Below are 18,746 nucleotides of genomic sequence, written 5' to 3'. Positions count from 1 at the left end.
AGGCTTTACATTTTTACCTTGTTGGTTTAATAGCTTGGTTGCTTCTCCCCAACACCTCACTTACCCAGCTTAGGATTTACATTCACCTCCGTTTCCGGGATTGGCCATAATTCGTCAATGCCTTTTCTGAATTTTTTTGACGTAACATACCAGCGGAATTTTGGGTCGGTTTTTTTGGAAGTAGCTGCGTATCTCTTGGAATCCGGGAAGGCGGCTCCCCAGAAATCACTGGACAGAGCCTGATCAGCTGTGCCCCAGCGCAGCAGATCCCACAACCGTATCCCTTCGAAAGCCAGCTCAATGCGCCGCTCTCTCCGCAGGATCGTTCGCAGTTCAGCCGCTTTGGTTACCGTAATCTTGGGTAAATTAACAGAAGCCCTGCCGCGTACTGCATTGATCGTTTGATCCAGAAGTGACTGCGTAATGGGCGTGCCTGCTTCCAGTTCGGCTTCCAGGTAGCTCAGCAGCACTTCGGCGTAGCGGATCACAGGCAGGTTTCCTCCGTAGTCGGCAGTCAGACTTCCATTGAAAGATTCATCAAAAAATTTGCGAAGCCCGTAACCCGTGCGCGTCGCTTGCTTGGAATAAGTGAGCTGGTCGAGTGAGTTGACGGAGTCTGGATGTACCACGTACCTGCGCCCGCCGAATGTAGTTCCATCCCACAGGAAAGTCGCGCGGAAACGCGGGTCGCGGTTGGCGCCCATATCTTTCGGATTGTATTTGGGGCTGTCATAAGAGAATGGCGTTCCGTCTGCAAATCCATATTCCTCAGCCAGACTTCCAAGCGGGTTGATAATATGCCAGCCGCCGTTGATCGCAGGATAAGCATGCTGCGGCATCGCATTAGGCGCTTGTCCAGGCACGTGCTGCAAACTGAAAATGATCTCCCTGCTGTTTTCATTGGCAGTATTGAACAAACCTGCGTAGTCCGGGTCAATGGTATTTTCACCTAGATCAATGAGCTGTTTGTAAGCAGCAGCCGCTTCTTTAAAGCGTTTTTCACCCAAATACATCCGTCCAAGAAACGCCAGCGCGGCCTGTTTGGTAGCGCGACCACTTTCATTCGCAGCCAATGATTTTTGTCCGGGCAGGTCAGCTGCGGCGGCAGTCAGCTCGTCAATTACAAACTGTACAATTGCTGTTTTCGGCGCTTTTTCAACGTTATTGGCCTCATCCGGCGTCAGCGTTTTGGTGACCAGCGGGACCGAGCCCCAGTATTGCGACATATAGAAGTACTGGGTTGCACGCAGGAACCTGGCTTCTGCTGTTAGCCGGCGGATAAAGGCCTCGCTGGCAGGTACTTTCCCAATGTTTTCCAGAAAATCGTTGGTGATTGCGATCCTTTTGTACGAACCTGTCCAGTAACCCTGGATCACATTGTTGTTGGCAGTTAATGTTCCGTCGGTAAGCTTGTTAAAAGTCGAATTGTCGCCCCGGCGGTCGTATGCATTGTCTGTTGCAAATTCGAGAAAAACGCTGCCAAAGTAGCTCCACCAGTCGTTCGGCACCGTGTTGGTTGCATAAGTAATGCCGCCCCGGTACATTCCCGAAAGTGCGATCATCGCATTTGATTCTGAATTCCAGAAAACATCTTTGGCAAATGCATTGGTAGGAAATTGCTTCAACTGGTCGTCGCATGAAAGCAGCGGCAGCAGGATCAGTAACAAAGTCGATTTACGTAAAATATATTGCGGGATTTTCATGACCTAAAATTTGATATTGACACCGAAAGTATAAGTAGATAGAATAGGGTAGTACGGGCCGCCGGTGTTGATCTCGGGATCCCAGCCCTCGCGATAGCTGCTGAATGTGAGCGGATTTTCGATACTCACATAAAGCCGCAAGCGGTCGATCTTCAATTTGCCCAGTACGGAAGCCGGCATAGAGTAGCCCAGCTGCACATTCTTTACCCGCAGGTAAGCTGCATTCTGAACCCAGAAATCGGATTGCACGGTATTGGGCGTGCCGCTGTTGGTGACTACTTCGAGACGAGGGTATTCAGGGTAGCGCTGCGGATTGGCGGGATCAAACCGTCCTTCCATTTGCCAGCGCTGGATATTACCCAGATTAAAGAATGCAACACCGGCGTAATTGTTCAGCTGGCCTTTCACGCCCGCTACACCTTGCAGGAACAGCGAGAAATCAAAGGCTTTGTAGCGCAGATCCGCATTGAAGCTGTATGTATACTTCGGAATGCGGCTGCCGAGGTAAGTGCGGTCGTAAGTAGCGTCCACCTTTCCGTCGGGTACGCCATTGGGTCCGCTGATGTCTTTGTAACGCAGATCGCCGGGCCGCGCGCCGGGTGTAATTGTCGTTTGATTGGGCCAGGCATCGATGTCTGCCTGGTCGAGGAAAACGCCATCGGAAAGGTAGCCGTAGTACATTTCCATTGGAAAGCCATTGAATAGCGTCGAACCGTTTCCGACAAATCCGTTTGGCTGCCGCACATTGCCGAGGCCCAACGAGACCACCTTATTCTGGATAATGGAAAAGTTTCCGCCAAGCGAGTAGTTGAGCTTCCCGACATGGTCGCGGTAAAATCCGTCAAATTCCCAGCCTTTGTTTTGTGCCTCACCCGTATTCGTTTCGCTGATCGCTACGCCCAGCACAGAAGAAACGCTGGCCGAGGGTTTGAAGAGAATGTCTGTTGTATTCCGTTGGAAGTACGTTGCATTAAAGCCTAGCTTCCGGTTGAAGAATTCTGTTTCGATACCGAAATCAGTTGTTCTCGTCGACTCCCATTTGATGTTTGCATCACGGTAAGTGGCATACGCCGCGCCGGTTGTAATGCCGGTGCCAAATGGATAATTGGCGCCCGAATTCAGCACGGTCTGGTAAGGATAGTTCCCGATATTCTGATTACCCAGGATGCCCCAGGAGGCTTTGAGTTTCAAATTGGAGAGCCAGGAAACACTTTTCAGGAACTGCTCTTCCGAAATGCGCCAGCCGGCCGCCGCGGAAGGGAACACGGCATATTTGTTGTTATCAGGAAAGCGCGAAGAACCGTCGTAGCGAAGGGTCGCTTCCAGCAGGTACTTATCCTCGCGGTTGAAGCGCAGCCGGCCGAAGTAGGACTGGATCGCCCATTGCTCCCCATACCCATTAACCTGCTGATTATCCGCGCCGCCCATATCAATGGCGGTATAATCGTTGCTCGGGAATCCCTGGCGATAACCAGAAAAGTAGTCACTTTGCTCGTTTTCAAAAGAATATCCCAGCAGAAAGTCTACCGTGTTCTTCTGGAAACTCCTCGAATACTCTCCCACAAATTGCAGTGTGCGATAGATCTCTTTATTGCGGTCCTGGTTCAGTACCGACTGGGCCAGGTTTACTGTCGGGCTCAGGCGCTGCGATGCATTGTAGGAGACACGTTCGAGCAATGCAAAATTATAGCCGCCTATTGCCGATAGGTTTAATCCGGGAATGGGCTGCCAGTTGAGCTTCATATTGGTAGTCAGCCGGTTTTGCGGATTGCGGAAATAAGATGAAGATGCAATCCAGGACACGGGCGTGCCACCACTTTCCGGACCTAACCCAAATTCGCCGTTTGAAGCCTGGCCCAGGAAAACAGCCGGATATCTCACTGCATTCTGGATCAGCTGGTCTGTGAGCTCGCCGCCTTTGTTGCCTGTGGCCTGCGGCTCCTTGCGCAGTTGGGAAGAACCGCCAGTTCGCGTGGTCAGCTTGAAGTTCCTGCCCAGGTCGTTTTCCAGGTTCAGGCGCACATTGTAGCGGGTAAAGTTGTTCTTCGGCACAATGCCGTCCTGACTCAGATAGCCGCCCGAAATGAAATATTTTGCCCGCTCGTTGCCGCCATTGATGTTGATGGTATGACCGGTCTGAATGCCCTTTTCAGAAAAAAGCATGTCGAGGAACCTGGTATTGGGAAACCGGTCGGGATCACTCTGCGAGCGGAATTTGGCAATATCCTCGGCAGAGTAAGCCGCGGTTCCGGAAGCGATATTGAACATTTCTGCATACTCCCAGGAATTAACGAAATCAGGCAGCTCCGTTGGTTTGTTAAAGCCCACATACCCGTTGTAGCTGATCTTCGCCTTTGCCTCGCCGCCGCTTTTTGTAGTTACCAGGATCACTCCATTAGCGGAACGTGCGCCGTAAATGGCAGCAGAAGAAGCATCTTTCAAAACTGAAACAGACTGGATATCGTCCGGACTGATATCATTCAGCTGTCCGGGTATACCGTCGACAAGGATCAGGGCATCGGGCGTAGCACCGAAGGAACCTACGCCGCGTACCCGGATCGTGCTTCCATTACTACCCGGCCGGCCCGAACCTGTGGTCACGGTTACCCCGGGCATTTGACCGGCAATAGCCTGACTTACCTGCGTCACCGGGCGGTTTTCGAGCGCATCCGAACCGATCTGCGACACGGAGCCGATCACATTCACCTTTTTCTGCTCGCCGTAACCTACTACCACGAGTTCATTCAGGAGCTTTTGGTCAGAAACGAGCGTGACTTCAAGCCGGGCTTTGTTGCCAACTGTAATTTCCTGAGTTACGTACCCGACAAAAGAGATAATTAAAACGGAGCTTTCGTTGACACCGTCAAGACTGAATGCGCCATCGCCGGCGCTGGAGGTGCCTTTGCCTGTACCCTTGATCAGCACGCTCGCGCCGGGGATACCTTCGCCTTTTTCATCGGTAATTTTTCCGGTTAAAGTGCCGGCATCCTGGGCGAGACTTGTCTGCGCATTAAAAACCAGCAGCAAAGCGGCTACGCAAAGCATGGCTGCGAGCCGCTTTTTCAAGGCTGCATTTGGTAAGGTAAAAAATTTGTACATAAGGGTTATAAATTGATAAAAGGGAGCATACCGCTGGTTGAGGTATGGTAATCTATTAAGTCTAGCAAATATATAGGCTTAAAAGACTGGTTTGTACAAAAAAGTTGAAAAAACTGTGAATGGAGCGGATAATTGCGTCCGCTATCGGACACTTCCCGTTCTTTTACGGACAAAGATTTTCTACTGATAACCATTCAAATCGCGCCTGAATGCTCTTATTCGGCATTTCTGGTAAGTGGCACATATTTGTACTATAAAATATAAACTAATCAGCCGGGCTGATGCGACGAACTTATCTGGGAGAATTTGAAGAACTCGTTTTACTGATGATCGCCATCCTGGACGGTCAGGCTTATGGGTTAACCGTCAGTCAGGAAATCGAGCAGCACACGGGACGGATAGTCACCCTGGGCGCCATTCACAACACATTGATCAGACTGGAAGAAAAGGGCTTTGTGCGCTCCGAACTCGGCGGTGCAACTATGGAGCGCGGCGGCAGGCGGAAGCGGCTGTTCAAAGTAACAGCGCTAGGGGCAGGCGCACTGCGCGATATACAGCAACTACGCAGCAAGCTATGGCAGCTGATGCCCGATAGCGGGTTAAATACCAATGCACTATGAATACGCCACAGCCACCCCGCTGGGCCAGATCTGTGCTCAGGTTACTGCATCCGGACAATACACTGGAAGAAGTGGAAGGCGATCTGGATGAACTGTATGCATACTGGTACCGGCGCGCAGGAGCTGGTGAAGCACTGCTGAGATACCTGCTGAATGTGGTTTCCCTGTTGCCGCCTTTTGTGCGATCTCGGGCCCGACAATACGAATATGAACAACCTTTTGCCTTAAATCCTGCTATGTTAAAGAACTACTTCAAAATCGCGTGGCGCAACATTGTCCGTCAGAAAGCTTACTCAGCGCTCAACATCGCCGGACTTTCCATTGGAATGGGGTGCAGTATCCTGATCCTGCTTTGGGTTCAGAACGAGCTGAGCTACGACCGCTTCCACGCACAGGCAGACCGGATTTTCAGACTTACATGTAATGCGGGAGATTTCAAGGCGGCAGTGAGTCCTGCTGGAATCGCGCGCGGTTTACAGCAGCAAATGCCGCAGATTGAGGCAGGTGTGCGGCTAAGCAAGCCGGTAACCAGCCTTTTTGAAGCTGGCGAAAAGAAGTTTGAAGAAAAGCGCGTCTTTTTTGCCGATTCAAATTTTCTCCGTGTCTTTTCCTTTTCGCTGCTGAAAGGGAACCCGGCTACTGTGCTCAGCGATCCGGGCGCGTTGCTCATCACCCAGGAAATGGCCAGGAAGTACTTCGGGAGCGATGATGCTGTGGGCAAGATCCTCAGGAGAAACAATGGCGAGAATTTTAAGGTGGCAGGTGTTCTGGCCAATGCGCCCTCCAACTCTCATTTACAGTTTGATTTCATCATTCCGATGTCCAATCTGGCGCGCACTGACCGGGATTTGCAGACGGATACCTGGGGCAATTATAATTTTTATACCTATTTCAGACTTGCTGAAAATACGGATACCTCACCGCCCGCCCTGCAAAAGCTGACTGCCCGGATGTTCGAGATCTATAAAGCGCATGGACAAGCTTTGAAAGTCGGCTTTCAGCTGCAACCGCTTACCGCCATTCACCTGCATTCCGATCTGCAGATCGATCTTTCCGGTCACGGTAACATCCAGTATGTCAACATCTTCTTTGTTGTGGCGATTTTTATCCTGATCGTCGCATGTATCAATTTCATGAACCTCGCCACGGCCCGATCTGCACGGCGCGCCAAAGAAGTGGGGCTGCGCAAGGTAGTAGGAGCGGGGCGTTACCAGCTTGTGCTGCAATTCCTGGGCGAGTCACTGATCTTTTCATTCCTGTCACTTTTCATTGCAATCGGCATTGTCTTTTTGCTTTTGCCGATCTTCAAAATGCTGACCGAAAAAGAACTTACCATACAATTGCTCGACGCCAGGCTGTGGCTGACCTTAACCGGAATAGCACTGCTCACGGGACTGGTCGCGGGTAGCTATCCTGCCTTATTCCTGTCAGGATTTGCGCCTGTTAAAGTGCTTAAAGGTAAAATGAGGGTAGCAGGTGCGAATCTTGTGTTCCGCAACGGGCTCGTCGTGGCGCAGTTTGTAGTCGCGATCGTGCTGCTTGTGGGTACTGCCGTCGTGTATAAGCAATTGAATTTTATCAAAAACCGGAACCTCGGATTCGATAAATCTAACCTGCTCTATGTGCCTATGACGGGTGAAATGTGGGGGAAAAAACAAAGTCTGAAAGCCGCCCTGGCCCAGGAGCCGCTCACTTCCAATTTCTCCATTATATCGGACTTACCCACCGCGCTCATATCAGGCACTACCGACCTGGAATGGCCCGGACAAGTGGCACCGAACCAGGTTATCATTCCATCCCTGGACGTCGACGAGCATTTTGTCGATGTTTTCAAAACCAAAATACTCGCCGGCCGCAGTTTTTCCAGCGGATTCCCGGGAGATAGTTCCAGCTACATCATCAATGAAAAAGCAATGCAGGTGATGGGCATGAGCCTGCAAAATGCCGTGGGGCAAAGCATTACATTTAGTGAAGTAAAAGGCAATATCATAGGTGTCGTAAAGGATTTTCATTTTAAGTCTTTGCAGTACGAGGTAGAGCCGCTTGTGCTCAGGCTCAATAAATGGGGCGGGTATGTGATTGTTCGCACGCCGGCAGGAAACAACGAAGCGACCATTCAGGCGCTGAGCAGGCTTAATCAACAGCTTAACCCCGCTTTTCCCTTTACGTATGGTTTTCTGGACAAAGACCTGGATAACCTGTACCGCGGCGAGCAGCAAATGGGCAGTATCTTTAACCTTTTTGCCGGACTGGCCATCTTCATTTCCTGCCTGGGATTATACGGTTTGTCCGCTTTTATGGCTGAGCAGCGGAACAAAGAGATAGGTGTCAGAAAGGTGCTGGGTGCAACTGTCACCGGCGTAGTAGCATTGCTTTCGCAGGATTTTTTGAGACTGGTACTGATCGCGATCGTTCTCGCGTCACCAATCGCCTGGTATGCCATGCACAAATGGTTGCAGGATTTCGCTTATCAAACAAGCATCGACTGGTGGGTGTTTGTGCTGGCCGGCGCACTGGCTGCTTCCATTGCTTTGCTTACAGTCAGTTTTCAAAGTATCAAAGCCGCATTAATGAACCCTGTAAAGAGCCTGCGGAGCGAATAATGGAGTGGATTCATAGTCCCGAGACGCGCAATCCGCTTGGTACGGAAGCAGGTACTGTTTTGTCGAAAGCATCATCATTCAGCGTATTCAGGAACTCGACGATCCGCGAGATATCTTTGAAGTTGACATCCATATGCGTAGCCAGTGAGTCCATTTGCGAGGCTTTTACATTCGGGTTCGCGATCTTTCCGCCAGCTACGTCTTCATAAAACAGCAGCACCTGATCCAGCGTGGCAAATTTCCCGCTGTGCATGTACGGAGCAGTATACCGCAGGTTTCTGAGAGTCGGCGTGCGGAATGCATAATCGTTATTGATTCCGCTGTCGCTTTCCTTTCGATTACCACTGTCGGGCACGCCGAGCGTATGTAATTTGAAGTCCGAGAACATCGGACCGGAGTGGCATTTGGCACATCCACTTGTCAGAAATGCATTCAGACCTTCTTTTTCACCGGTCGACAATGCATTGCTGTCGCCGCGCATATACTGGTCAAACCGCGTATTCGTCGCGATCAATGTCCGCTCGTAAGCTGCCAGTGCCTTGGCCATATTCCATTGGTTCACAGGTTCAGGTTCGTTGTAAAAAGCTTTGGCGAACAGCTCCTGATAGGTTGGTATCTTCCGGATCCTGGCGATGATCTCGTCAATAATATTTTCTTCTCCAAAAGCATTGCCACGCATTTCTTCCAGTGTCCTGACGGGCTCCAAAGCCTGCTGCTCCAAACCTTTCGCGCGCAGGTCCCAGAACATCGGCGCTGATTCTGGCTGGTAGGCTTTATGATTTTCAATCCCGTTGAAAGCGGTATTCAGGATACTTTGCGAATTGCGCTTCACAAAAGGAATGGTATTGGCATGGGCAAACCTCCTTTTGCTGCCGGTTCCACTTCCGTTTACACCAATAGACGTTTCGAGAAACTCTGCATAATTGAACTCAGGCTGGTGGCAAGTCGCACACGCCACGTCCTGATTACCCGATAGTACCGGGTCAAAAAACAGCAGCCTGCCCAGCTCGACCTTCTCGGGTGAAGTAGGATTATCCACGGGATGGGTGACGCGCTCTGGCAATGCGCCGAGGTCGGCAATGGTTTCGACAACTTTTGGTTTACGCTGGCGCGTGCTGCTTCCATCCTGTCCGCAAGACAAACAGCCAATGACCAGCAAAGACAAAAGCAGTGTTATATTCATTGCCTTACAAAAGCTTTTCAGAATTGATTTTTACGCAAAATCTCACCGCATTTTGATTCGATGCTCGATGGGTATTCTGAAACACTCCACTGCTTTTAAAACTAAATTCAATGCACATTGATTAATAGATAGGAACTATCGAATGATAGAATTAATCAATTTTCATTATAATCTCCAAAAACATAACTTGCCGACCTGCATTGAAATCCTGTGCAGGTACTGACAGTAAATTCTGAACTTACAATATGGAAAACGAATCAAACGACATTAGCAAATGCCCGTTTCACAACGGCACTATGAACAACAGCAATGTGGGCGGCGGCGGCACGCGAAACCGTGACTGGTGGCCAAATCAGCTTAAATTGAACATTCTGCGTCAACATTCCTCCAAGACAAACCCGATGGGTGAAGACTTCGACTATGCAGAAGCGTTCAAAAGTCTGGACCTCGCCGCTGTAAAGCAGGACCTCCATGCGCTTATGACCGACTCACAGGATTGGTGGCCGGCCGATTTCGGGCACTACGGTCCATTGTTCATCCGTATGGCGTGGCATAGTGCAGGTACTTACCGCGTGTTTGATGGCCGTGGGGGCGGTGGTTCGGGACAGCAGCGTTTCGCGCCGCTGAACAGCTGGCCTGATAACGTGAGTCTTGACAAGGCGCGTCGTCTGCTTTGGCCCATCAAACAAAAATATGGAAACAAAATCTCCTGGGCGGATCTGATGATCCTGACGGGTAATGTGGCCCTGGAATCAATGGGCTTCAAAACGTTTGGATTTGCCGGAGGGCGCGCCGACGTATGGGAGCCGGATGAAGACGTTTATTGGGGAGCGGAAAAAACGTGGCTCGGCAATGACCGCCGGTATCCTCAGGGTGTTCCGGGAGTAGCAGACCACGGTGTGGTATCTTCGGATGAAGATGCGGGCCGGGGCATTCACTCGCGTGACCTGGAAAAGCCGCTTGCCGCAGCACACATGGGACTGATCTACGTAAATCCGGAAGGCCCGGATGGAACACCCGACCCGGTTGCATCTGCAAAGGATATCCGAGATACATTTGGTCGCATGGCGATGAACGACGAGGAAACGGTTGCGTTGATCGCGGGTGGACATAGTTTTGGTAAAACACACGGAGCGGCTCCTTCCGAGCACGTGGGTAATGAGCCGGAAGCGGCAGACGTGGAACTGCAGGGTTTGGGTTGGAGCAACAGCTTCGGCTCAGGAAAAGGTCCTGATACGATCACCAGCGGACTGGAAGTAACCTGGACCGCGACACCTACACAATGGAGCAACAATTTCTTTGAGAACCTTTTCGGTTTTGAATGGGAATTGACAAAAAGTCCTGGCGGTGCACACCAGTGGGTAGCGAAAAACGCGGAGCATATCATCCCTGATGCGTACGATAGTACCAGGAAGCACGCGCCGACGATGCTCACGACCGACCTTGCATTGCGCTTTGATCCGGTTTACGAAAAAATCTCGAGGAACTTCCTTGAAAACCCGGACGCATTTGCCGACGCATTTGCCCGCGCCTGGTTCAAGCTGACGCACCGGGATATGGGCCCGCGCGCCCGCTACCTGGGCCCGGAGGTACCCGAAGAAGTATTGATCTGGCAGGATCCCGTTCCGGCTGTTGACCACGCGTTGATTGATGACGCGGACGCTGCTGCATTGAAGTCGAACATTCTGGCTTCCGAATTAACAGTATCTGAGCTGGTATCTACTGCCTGGGCATCTGCAAGCACATTCCGTGGCTCCGACAAACGCGGTGGCGCGAATGGCGCGCGTGTACGGCTGGCACCTCAGAAAGACTGGCTGGTGAACAATCCGATCCAGTTGCAAAAAGTACTGAGTACGCTGGAAAGTATCCAGGGTGAGTTTAACAGCATTCAGACCGGTGGAAAGAAGGTATCCCTTGCCGATCTGATCGTGCTGGCCGGCTGTGCCGGGGTTGAGAAAGCTGCCCAGGATGCAGGTCACGCAATTTTGGTTCCGTTTACACCCGGCCGCACGGATGCTTCACAGGAGCAGACTGACGTAGAGTCGGTGGCATTCCTCGAACCGGCTGCGGACGGATTCCGTAACTACCGCCGGACAAAAGCGGATGTAGCTACGGAAGAGCTGCTGATCGACAAGGCGCAATTGCTGACGCTCTCGGCACCTGAGCTGACTGTGCTGGTAGGTGGAATGCGGGCATTGGGCGCCAACTTTGACGGTTCCAAAAACGGCATTTTCACGTCACGCCCGGGTGTTCTGACCAACGATTTCTTTGTTAACCTGCTCGATATGCGCACGGCGTGGAAGGCAATGGGAGAAGACAGGGAAACGTACCTCGGTACCGATCGCGCAAGCGGACAGCCGAAATGGACTGCAACGCGTGCCGACCTGGTTTTCGGATCAAACTCAGAGCTGCGCGCCGTTGCAGAAGTATACGCAAGCGCAGACGCCCAGGGCAAGTTTGTAAAAGACTTCGTTGCAGCCTGGAACAAGGTAATGAACCTGGACAGGTTTGATCTTGCAAAATAGGGCAGAAAAAGCCGCATAGCGGCCAAACATAGGTAGGAACAGGTAAAAAGAGGGGAGTAAATCCCGTAGGGATGCAACAACAATGCGCCGCGAAATTATTTGGCCTCTCCTAAGTTTCATGCATAGCCTCCATGCAGACGTTCCGGTTTTCCGGAGCGTCTTTTTTTATCCATCCAAATAAATTTCCCCGAAAACATTTGCGTAGTTAAATGGCTACATTTATATTCGTAGCCAAATAACTACATAATGAATTTAAGAAGAGACGTATTCCAGGCTATTGCCGACCCGACCAGAAGGGCGATCCTGATGCTGGTAGCATCGCAGTCGCTGACAGCCGGCGCGATCGCGGCCAACTTCGACTCGGCGCGCCCCACCATTTCCAAACACTTATCCATCCTGACGGAATGCGAACTGCTTGAACCGCAGCAGAATGGGAGAGAAGTGTACTACCATATCAATGCGAAGAAGATGAAAGAAGTGGCCGATTTTATCGAGCCTTTCCGGCAGATGTGGGATGACAGGTTTAACAAACTGGAAGCAATCATGAAAAATTATAAACCCAAAGAATAAAAGCAATGGAAAGAAAAACCAGAGTGGATGCCGAGGAAGGAAAGCAGGAAATTGTGATTACCCGGGAATTTGATCTCCCGCTTGAACTGCTTTTTAAAGCCTATGTCGAACCCGAGATTGTGGCCCAATGGATGGGAACGAAGGTGCTGAAACTGGAAAGCCGGAAGCACGGCGCTTATCAGTTCGAGACTTCCGATCCGCAGGGTAACGTCGTTTTTCGCGCCAATGGAGTGATCCCCGAATTTGTTCCAAATGAAAGAATTACGCGGACTTTTGAAATGGAAAACATCGTTGCCACGGCGCCTCCTTTCGCCGTGCAGCTTGAATTTCTGGAATTTGAAAAACTGACCGAAGGTACCAGCAAGCTTACCATGCAGATCATTTACAAATCCGTCGAGCTGCGTGATCAGATGTTGAAAATGCCTTTTGCGTACGGATTGAACATGGCGCACAACCGTTTGGAAGAAGTTGTAAAACAGTTGAAATAAAACGATTATGGAAAAACGAAACAGAATCATTTACTGGATTGCCACCATCTGGCTTGCGCTCGGAATGACTTCAACCGGCGTCGTGCAGCTCATGAAGATGAAAGAAGAAGCGGATATGATGACGCATTTGGGCTATCCATCTTACTTTATGACATTGATTGGCGCCTGGAAAATCCTCGGTGTGGTCGCATTGCTTGTTCCAAGGTTCCCTTTGTTAAAGGAATGGACTTATGCGGGCTTTTTCTTTGCAATGTCGGGCGCGGTGTTCTCGCATCTGGCAGCAGGTGACGAGGTGAAGGATCTTTTCGGGCCGGTGCTGCTGATCCTGCTGACAATTGTTTCCTGGTACTTCCGCCCGGCGGAGCGCAGGCTGGCTAGCAAGGGTTTGGCTTGATCCGATTTCAGGTAAACTTGGTTCCCCGTCCAGCTTTCCGATTAGTCAGCTTAACGGTTATCGTCTATCCATTTGTACAGGTAATCCAGAGTTTTGCCCATTGTTTTCAGGTTTGTTTTCAAGTGCAGCGGAGGAATATCTTTGTCAGCAGGGCGGTGGGTGATTGTGCGAAAGCAACCGGGACATTTGTAATGTTCATGAGAAGCTTTTTGTCGCATGTACTTGCAATCATGCGCCTCCAAAAAAGCGACCCAATCATTAACCTTAACGGGCCTGTTACTTCCCAATTATGCAGCTTGTACAATAGAAGTTTTTACTTTTTCCGGGAAGTCAAAGTTTTGCAAGACTCCATTTATTCTGGCCTCTGGCATCATCATTTCATCTGTAAAAGATATTTCCTGCCATCCGAGGCTTTGTAATTCATCATGCATTTCAGTCTGGGACAGCGAGAATAAATCTTCAAAAAAAGTTTCAATATTCTCTTTCAGGGAAGTTAACGCTGTGTGCTCTTCGGAACCATATCCTGACACGTTCAGAGACGGGATAATGCTGACAATGTGTTCCCCTTGTTGACCCGTAAAGACACGAAGTGTGCCTTCGAAACCATCTTTGGAGATCCGTAGCTTCTCTGACGGAACTTCGCGCGAGTCTGACGACTGGTTTGTTGAAAGTATATCTAAGCTAGACATAATTAACGAAGATTGGTTATGAGATCAAGTACTAAAAATACGAACTGATATTCAAGGTAAAAGCATTCAATTGATTTGGTTACCCTAGTTCTTTAGTGGCTATCGGTAATGAATGTGCGGCGCATTTCACGCAGGCAGCTCTACAAAAAACGTAGTCCCGTCGCCCGCTGACTCAAACCAGATCCGGCCGCCGTGGGCTTCCACGATCTGCTTGCAAATGGAAAGCCCGATGCCGAATGATTGCTCACCGGCCGTGCCCGATCGCTTCGCGCTGCTCAAATGGACGAAGATCTGGTCTTTCAGTTCCGCAGGTATCCCGATCCCGTTGTCCTGAACAGCCAGCAGTACTTTTCCTGTTTGTACCTGTAAAGCAACACGGATTGTTCCGCCTGCCGGAGAAAATTTAATCGCATTGCTCAGCAGGTTACAAAACACCCGCCATATTTTTTCCCGGTCAACAGACACTGTTACCTTTTCGAATTGATAGCCGATTTTCTGGTGCTTTTCACTGGCTTTGTAGCTGAGCATATCAATGCACGATTGCACGATTTCCTCTAATGCAACTTCGCTTTTGATGATTTTGTCACGGTCTGGTGTCGATTGCAGGATCTGTCCGATCAGTCCGTTGGCACGTTGCCCGGCTTCCTGAATGCCCGTGATAATTTCCTGCTGATCAGCCGACGGGTCCAGGTCCCAGAAGAGCAGCTGCGAAGCCGACATCATGGACGCGATAGGGTTCCGAAGGTCGTGCGCGATGATTTTCAATACCGCTTCATTTTCCATTTCAGCCTGTTCCAATGCATTCACGGTATCCTGCAAAACAATATTGCTCTGCGTAATGGCGCGGTTCAGTTCGGTGACGGCGAGCAGGTTGCTGGCGCTTTTCTGCGCGCTCCGCCAGATCAGGTACACGATCACACATAGCGAAATGGATATGATCAGGGCAAAATTGAGGATCACTTTCTGTCGGGCATCTTGCTCTGCTTCCAGGTCTATCTCGTGTTCCCGCTGGATCTGCTGCAGAAGCTGCCCCACGTCGCTTTTGTTTTCTGCATTGTTTTTGAGATCAGCAATCCGCTCCGCTTCCATATTGGCGACAAACAGTTTACCGGCCGTTTCAAAATCTCCTAAACCATACGAAATAGCGCCTTGCAGCTTTCCGTACAACCTTTCCGACTCAGGGTCAGGAGCATTCGTGACGCTTTTCAGCAAGTCCAGTTGCTCCCGGGCTTTGGTAAATTGTTTGGTATCAATGTAAAGCTTTGTCAAAATCAGCCTCGATTCCTGCTCCACGTCAAGCGACCATTCAATTTCATTGTCGTGCTGCAGGCAACGTTTGATCAAACTTTCGGCAGTCTGCGTCTCGCCTTTCAGCGCGTAAGCTTCGGCTTTATTTTTCAGGATTACCAGCTTTGCAAAGCGGATAAACTTGTGTTCTCGCGGGAAATCTTTTGCATGGGCAGCAATGAAATCCTCTGCTTTTTTGAAGTATTCCAAAGCAATATCAGGCTCGTTCCGGTGAATGTGCGCAATGCCGATGTTCCGCAAACTACCTTGTTTCTCGATGAATTGCAGCTGGAAATTCTCCTTATCTGTGCATTCCGCCAGTTCTTTCAATTCCTGTTTCCAGTACTGGATTGCCTGGTAATAGTTCTCTTCCTCGTAAGAAATGTTCGCGATTCGGCTGCTGTACCGCGCGCATTCGCAAATCTCACCCAAACCAAGCAAAAAGGATTTTCCATTATAATAGTTGCGGTAAGCTCTATAATAGTCTTTTTGTTTCAGCAGATCGTCTCCTTTCAGCAGCAATGCCCGGGAGTAGTCGATCGGGTTCTCTTCGCGGATCTGTACAGAGGGAAAAAGTTGCATGAGACTGTCGGTATACAGCAATGCATCCGCAGCCCTGGTGGAATCGCGGTGGCTGAGCACTTTCATGAACTTGTAGTATTGAACCTGGTCAGTGAGGCTGAGCGTGCCCAAAGTTGCCACCAGTGAATCGAGTGTTTTGACAGATTCTTTCACGCCAACTATCCTGGAACTTCGGTCGAGACTGTCAATCCACGTTTTAAGTTGTTCATTAGGCTTGTTCTTCTCAGATTTCCTGCAAGCATTCAGGCCGGAGATTAATGGAAGCCAAAGCAGAAAAATGATAAACGGACTTGCAGGTATAATCTGATGAAATCGCTTGTTCATTGCAGTAAAAGCCAATCTATACGTCGGCTTAAATGGGGATAGGAGTGGGTTAATGCCGGATTAATACAATTGTAACACAGCTGTTTGCGTACATAAAGACATAAACTGAACAGAAAGCTACACACAAATCTTTAAGCAAAATTGTAGAAAAACTTGTGTAGTCACCTGGCTACTTATATATTGGTAGCCAAATAGCTACATAATGCATTCGTGAGAAAAGACGAAATGCTTACTTTTAACGAAAACAGCAGCAGATTAAATGCCCTCATGCTTCGTGAAAATTCGTGCATTCGTGGCATCAAAGAATGCGCATTAAAGGATTGATCAAAAGCAAAAAACGAACCAAATCGCTATCATGAAAACAACAAAAAAGCAACTATCCGCTGACCAGACCTCCGAGCTGCTGGCGATACTGAAAGCACGTTTCGAAAAAAACAAAAACCGCCACAAAGGCATAGTATGGGAGCAGGTACAGGCAAAGCTGGAAGCGGATCCCGAAAAATTGTGGACGCTGGATGAAATGGAAGTGACAGGCGGCGAGCCGGACGTGATCGGAATGGATGAAAAAACGGGGGAGTACCTGTTTTTCGACTGTTCACCGGAGACGCCCAAAGATCGGAGAAGCTTATGCTACGACCGCCAGGCATGGGAATCACGCAAGGCAAACAAGCCTGAAAACACGGCCATGGACGTGGCTGCCGAAATGGGGATCGAGCTGCTGACGGAGGAACAGTACCAGGAGTTGCAGCAGCTGGGGAGTTTTGACCAGAAGACATCAAGCTGGCTGAAAACACCCGCTGACGTGCGAAAGGCAGGCGGCGCAATCTTTGGCGACCGCCGCTTCGGGAGGGTTTTTATTTACCATAACGGCGCTGATTCTTATTACGCAGCGAGAGGCTTCCGCGGCGTACTGAGGGTGTAGCAATCAATGCAACAGAATAAATTAGAACTGCTTCAAACCACGCTTTACAGATCAATGTAATTCACCTAAGATATGACGCTCGAAGAAACCCTTAGCAAGCTCGAAGCACTTGGCAGCGAAAAGATGCGGGCTTTTAACACGAAAAATGGAGCAGGTCCCAACCAGTTTGGCATCAAGCTCGGGGATATCCGTGCCGTGGCGAACAAAATAAAAGCCGATCACAAACTGGCGCTAGCGCTTTGGGATACGGGAAATGTAGAGGCGCGGCTGCTGGCTACGCTGATCATGAACCCGAAAAAGCTTTCGGCGGATGAACTTGAAAAAATGGTCAGGTCTGAGCGGTACGTGCAGGTTTTCGAGTGGCTTTATGCCAATGTGGTCAAGAATTATCCGGATGCTGAAACCCTCCGTAACAAGTGGCTGCAATCCGACGACTCCATGTGCAGGCGCCTGGCATGGAGCCTGACGAGCGGCTGCGTGGCAAGGAACCCCGGCGTGCTGGATCTTCCTGCATTGCTTGACACCATTGAGTTCAAAATGCCCGCAGAGGCGCCGGAAGTACAATGGACCATGAACTCAGCACTGGCCAATATCGGCATCCATTTCCCGGAACACCGGGAACGCGCATTGGCGATCGGGGAGAAGCTCGGTATTTACCGCGACTATCCGGTATCCAAAGGATGCACCTCCCCATTTGCCCCGACATGGATCAATGAAATAGTAAGCAGACAAACTAAGTGACCGTTGCATGGAGGCTTTTACAATTTCATGTGTAAATTCCCTCCATGTTCCCGATTGCTTTTGACCCTGTATATAAGTACCCGGTGCCGGAAGGCCACCGCTTTCCAATGGACAAATATGAGCTGCTGCCCATGCAGCTCCTGCGGGAAGGTATCGCGACGGAGATAGATTTTTTCAGTCCTGCGCCAGTTGAACTGGAGTATGTATATGCAGTGCATGAGCGGGATTACATTGACAGGCTTGTGCAAGGGAAGCTGAGCAGGCAGGAAATGCGGCGGATCGGTTTTGAGCAAAGCGCATTGCTGGCCGAGCGTGAGCTGCGGATCACCAACGGTACCGTACTGGGCGCGCTTAAAGCGCTGGATAGTGGCTGTGCTTTCAATATAGCAGGCGGCACGCACCATGCGGGCTACAATTTTGGTGAAGGCTTTTGCATGATCAACGATCAGGCTGTGGCCGCGCAGTACCTGCTCGATCACGGCAATGCAAAGCAGGTGCTGATCATCGATCTAGATGTGCACCAGGGAAATGGTACCGCTCACATTTTCCTCAACGAACCCCGTGTTTTCACCTTTTCTATGCACGGGAAAAATAATTATCCATTCAGAAAGGAACGCAGCGACCTTGATGTGCCGCTGGAAGACAAAACTGGCGACGCTGCCTACCTGCGGTTACTGGAAGAAAATCTCCCCGACCTGATCAGCCGCGTCAAGCCCGATTTCATTTTCTACCAGGCCGGCGTTGACATTCTTTATACAGACAAGATAGGCCGCATGGCGTGCACGGTGGAAGGCTGCCGCATGCGCGACCGGCTGGTTTTCGGGCTGGCTGCACAACATCGCATTCCGTTGCAGGTCAGCATGGGAGGCGGCTACTCACCGCAGTTACGTACCATTCTCGACGCCCACGTGAACACATTCCGTTCCGCTGCGGCGCTTTTATAAGTTGTTCCAAAATTTTTTTTGCTGAGGCACATGGATTTATCAATTTCGTATTTAACTTTGAATTACAAAGTA

15 protein-coding genes are annotated in these 18,746 nt (G+C 50.2%); 9 read left to right on the top strand and 6 right to left on the bottom strand.

Annotated features, from left to right (window positions below; all coding sequences use genetic code 11):
* Positions 1-56 precede the first annotated feature (56 nt).
* Complete coding sequence (locus ASG33_RS18360) at positions 57-1,703, bottom strand: RagB/SusD family nutrient uptake outer membrane protein (RefSeq protein WP_056288423.1); 1,647 nt, start codon at positions 1,701-1,703, stop codon at positions 57-59.
* A 3-nt stretch (positions 1,704-1,706) separates the two neighbouring features.
* Positions 1,707-4,802 carry a TonB-dependent receptor gene (locus ASG33_RS18355; RefSeq protein WP_229238715.1) on the bottom strand — a complete coding sequence of 1,032 codons (3,096 nt, stop codon included), beginning with the start codon at positions 4,800-4,802 and terminating at the stop codon, positions 1,707-1,709.
* Positions 4,803-5,083: 281 nt separating this feature from the next.
* Between ASG33_RS18355 and ASG33_RS18350 the strand changes: the two genes are divergently transcribed.
* Positions 5,084-5,422: a PadR family transcriptional regulator gene (locus tag ASG33_RS18350; RefSeq protein ID WP_056288420.1), complete on the top strand. Its 339-nt coding sequence runs from the start codon at positions 5,084-5,086 to the stop codon at positions 5,420-5,422.
* A complete protein-coding gene (locus ASG33_RS18345) occupies positions 5,419-8,025 on the top strand; it encodes an ABC transporter permease (protein WP_082489293.1) in 2,607 nt (868 codons plus the stop codon). Before ASG33_RS18350 ends, ASG33_RS18345 begins: the two co-directional genes overlap by 4 nt.
* A 10-nt stretch (positions 8,026-8,035) precedes the next feature.
* On the opposite strand, the gene ASG33_RS18340 is transcribed toward ASG33_RS18345, so the two are convergent.
* Positions 8,036-9,208 carry a cytochrome-c peroxidase gene (locus ASG33_RS18340; RefSeq protein WP_056288417.1) on the bottom strand — a complete coding sequence of 391 codons (1,173 nt, stop codon included), beginning with the start codon at positions 9,206-9,208 and terminating at the stop codon, positions 8,036-8,038.
* A 245-nt stretch (positions 9,209-9,453) separates the two neighbouring features.
* Between ASG33_RS18340 and katG the strand changes: the two genes are divergently transcribed.
* From katG to ASG33_RS18320, 4 genes are all read left to right on the top strand, one after another.
* Complete coding sequence (gene katG / locus ASG33_RS18335) at positions 9,454-11,733, top strand: catalase/peroxidase HPI (protein ID WP_056288414.1); 2,280 nt, start codon at positions 9,454-9,456, stop codon at positions 11,731-11,733.
* 246 nt (positions 11,734-11,979) lie between these two features.
* On the top strand, positions 11,980-12,303 hold the full coding sequence (locus tag ASG33_RS18330; protein WP_056288410.1) for a helix-turn-helix transcriptional regulator: 324 nt from the start codon (positions 11,980-11,982) through the stop codon (positions 12,301-12,303).
* A gap of 5 nt (positions 12,304-12,308) precedes the next feature.
* Positions 12,309-12,791: an SRPBCC domain-containing protein gene (locus ASG33_RS18325; protein ID WP_056288408.1), complete on the top strand. Its 483-nt coding sequence runs from the start codon at positions 12,309-12,311 to the stop codon at positions 12,789-12,791.
* Between the two features lie 7 nt (positions 12,792-12,798).
* Complete coding sequence (locus tag ASG33_RS18320; RefSeq protein ID WP_056288405.1) at positions 12,799-13,185, top strand: DoxX family protein; 387 nt, start codon at positions 12,799-12,801, stop codon at positions 13,183-13,185.
* A 50-nt stretch (positions 13,186-13,235) separates the two neighbouring features.
* Here ASG33_RS18320 and ASG33_RS26300 read toward each other — a convergent pair whose 3' ends face one another.
* The 3 genes from ASG33_RS26300 to ASG33_RS18305 all read right to left on the bottom strand — a co-directional run bounded on the left by ASG33_RS26300 (position 13,236) and on the right by ASG33_RS18305 (position 16,067).
* A complete protein-coding gene (locus tag ASG33_RS26300; RefSeq protein ID WP_056288402.1) occupies positions 13,236-13,472 on the bottom strand; it encodes a type II toxin-antitoxin system HicA family toxin in 237 nt (78 codons plus the stop codon).
* Positions 13,473-13,874, bottom strand: coding sequence for a hypothetical protein (locus ASG33_RS18310; protein ID WP_056288399.1), 402 nt, complete (start codon positions 13,872-13,874; stop codon positions 13,473-13,475).
* Positions 13,875-14,000: 126 nt separating this feature from the next.
* The gene (locus ASG33_RS18305) at positions 14,001-16,067 is read right to left on the bottom strand and encodes a HAMP domain-containing sensor histidine kinase (RefSeq protein WP_082489292.1); all 2,067 of its coding nucleotides are present in this window, start codon (positions 16,065-16,067) and stop codon (positions 14,001-14,003) included.
* Between the two features lie 355 nt (positions 16,068-16,422).
* On the opposite strand from ASG33_RS18305, the gene ASG33_RS18300 reads away from it, so the two are divergent.
* From ASG33_RS18300 to ASG33_RS18290, 3 genes are all read left to right on the top strand, one after another.
* Positions 16,423-16,989, top strand: coding sequence for a DUF4256 domain-containing protein (locus ASG33_RS18300; protein ID WP_056288393.1), 567 nt, complete (start codon positions 16,423-16,425; stop codon positions 16,987-16,989).
* Between the two features lie 72 nt (positions 16,990-17,061).
* A complete protein-coding gene (locus ASG33_RS18295; RefSeq protein WP_056288390.1) occupies positions 17,062-17,730 on the top strand; it encodes a DNA alkylation repair protein in 669 nt (222 codons plus the stop codon).
* A 44-nt stretch (positions 17,731-17,774) separates the two neighbouring features.
* Positions 17,775-18,674, top strand: coding sequence for a histone deacetylase (locus ASG33_RS18290; RefSeq protein WP_056288388.1), 900 nt, complete (start codon positions 17,775-17,777; stop codon positions 18,672-18,674).
* The last annotated feature ends 72 nt before the right edge of the window (positions 18,675-18,746 follow it).

It is taken from the genome of Dyadobacter sp. Leaf189 (assembly GCF_001424405.1).
Classification (GTDB): Bacteria; Bacteroidota; Bacteroidia; order Cytophagales; family Spirosomataceae; genus Dyadobacter.
Note: the sequence above shows the minus strand (reverse complement) of the source record. Positions and strands in the feature narration are given on the sequence as shown.

Coding starts and splice junctions, on each gene's coding strand:
- ASG33_RS18360 (WP_056288423.1), bottom strand. CDS start 1,703: ATGAAAATCCCGCAATATATTTTACGTAAATCGACTTTGTTACTGATC.
- ASG33_RS18355 (WP_229238715.1), bottom strand. CDS start 4,802: ATGTACAAATTTTTTACCTTACCAAATGCAGCCTTGAAAAAGCGGCTC.
- ASG33_RS18350 (WP_056288420.1), top strand. CDS start 5,084: ATGCGACGAACTTATCTGGGAGAATTTGAAGAACTCGTTTTACTGATG.
- ASG33_RS18345 (WP_082489293.1), top strand. CDS start 5,419: ATGAATACGCCACAGCCACCCCGCTGGGCCAGATCTGTGCTCAGGTTA.
- ASG33_RS18340 (WP_056288417.1), bottom strand. CDS start 9,208: ATGAATATAACACTGCTTTTGTCTTTGCTGGTCATTGGCTGTTTGTCT.
- katG (WP_056288414.1), top strand. CDS start 9,454: ATGGAAAACGAATCAAACGACATTAGCAAATGCCCGTTTCACAACGGC.
- ASG33_RS18330 (WP_056288410.1), top strand. CDS start 11,980: ATGAATTTAAGAAGAGACGTATTCCAGGCTATTGCCGACCCGACCAGA.
- ASG33_RS18325 (WP_056288408.1), top strand. CDS start 12,309: ATGGAAAGAAAAACCAGAGTGGATGCCGAGGAAGGAAAGCAGGAAATT.
- ASG33_RS18320 (WP_056288405.1), top strand. CDS start 12,799: ATGGAAAAACGAAACAGAATCATTTACTGGATTGCCACCATCTGGCTT.
- ASG33_RS18310 (WP_056288399.1), bottom strand. CDS start 13,874: ATGTCTAGCTTAGATATACTTTCAACAAACCAGTCGTCAGACTCGCGC.
- ASG33_RS18305 (WP_082489292.1), bottom strand. CDS start 16,067: ATGAACAAGCGATTTCATCAGATTATACCTGCAAGTCCGTTTATCATT.
- ASG33_RS18300 (WP_056288393.1), top strand. CDS start 16,423: ATGAAAACAACAAAAAAGCAACTATCCGCTGACCAGACCTCCGAGCTG.
- ASG33_RS18295 (WP_056288390.1), top strand. CDS start 17,062: ATGACGCTCGAAGAAACCCTTAGCAAGCTCGAAGCACTTGGCAGCGAA.
- ASG33_RS18290 (WP_056288388.1), top strand. CDS start 17,775: ATGTTCCCGATTGCTTTTGACCCTGTATATAAGTACCCGGTGCCGGAA.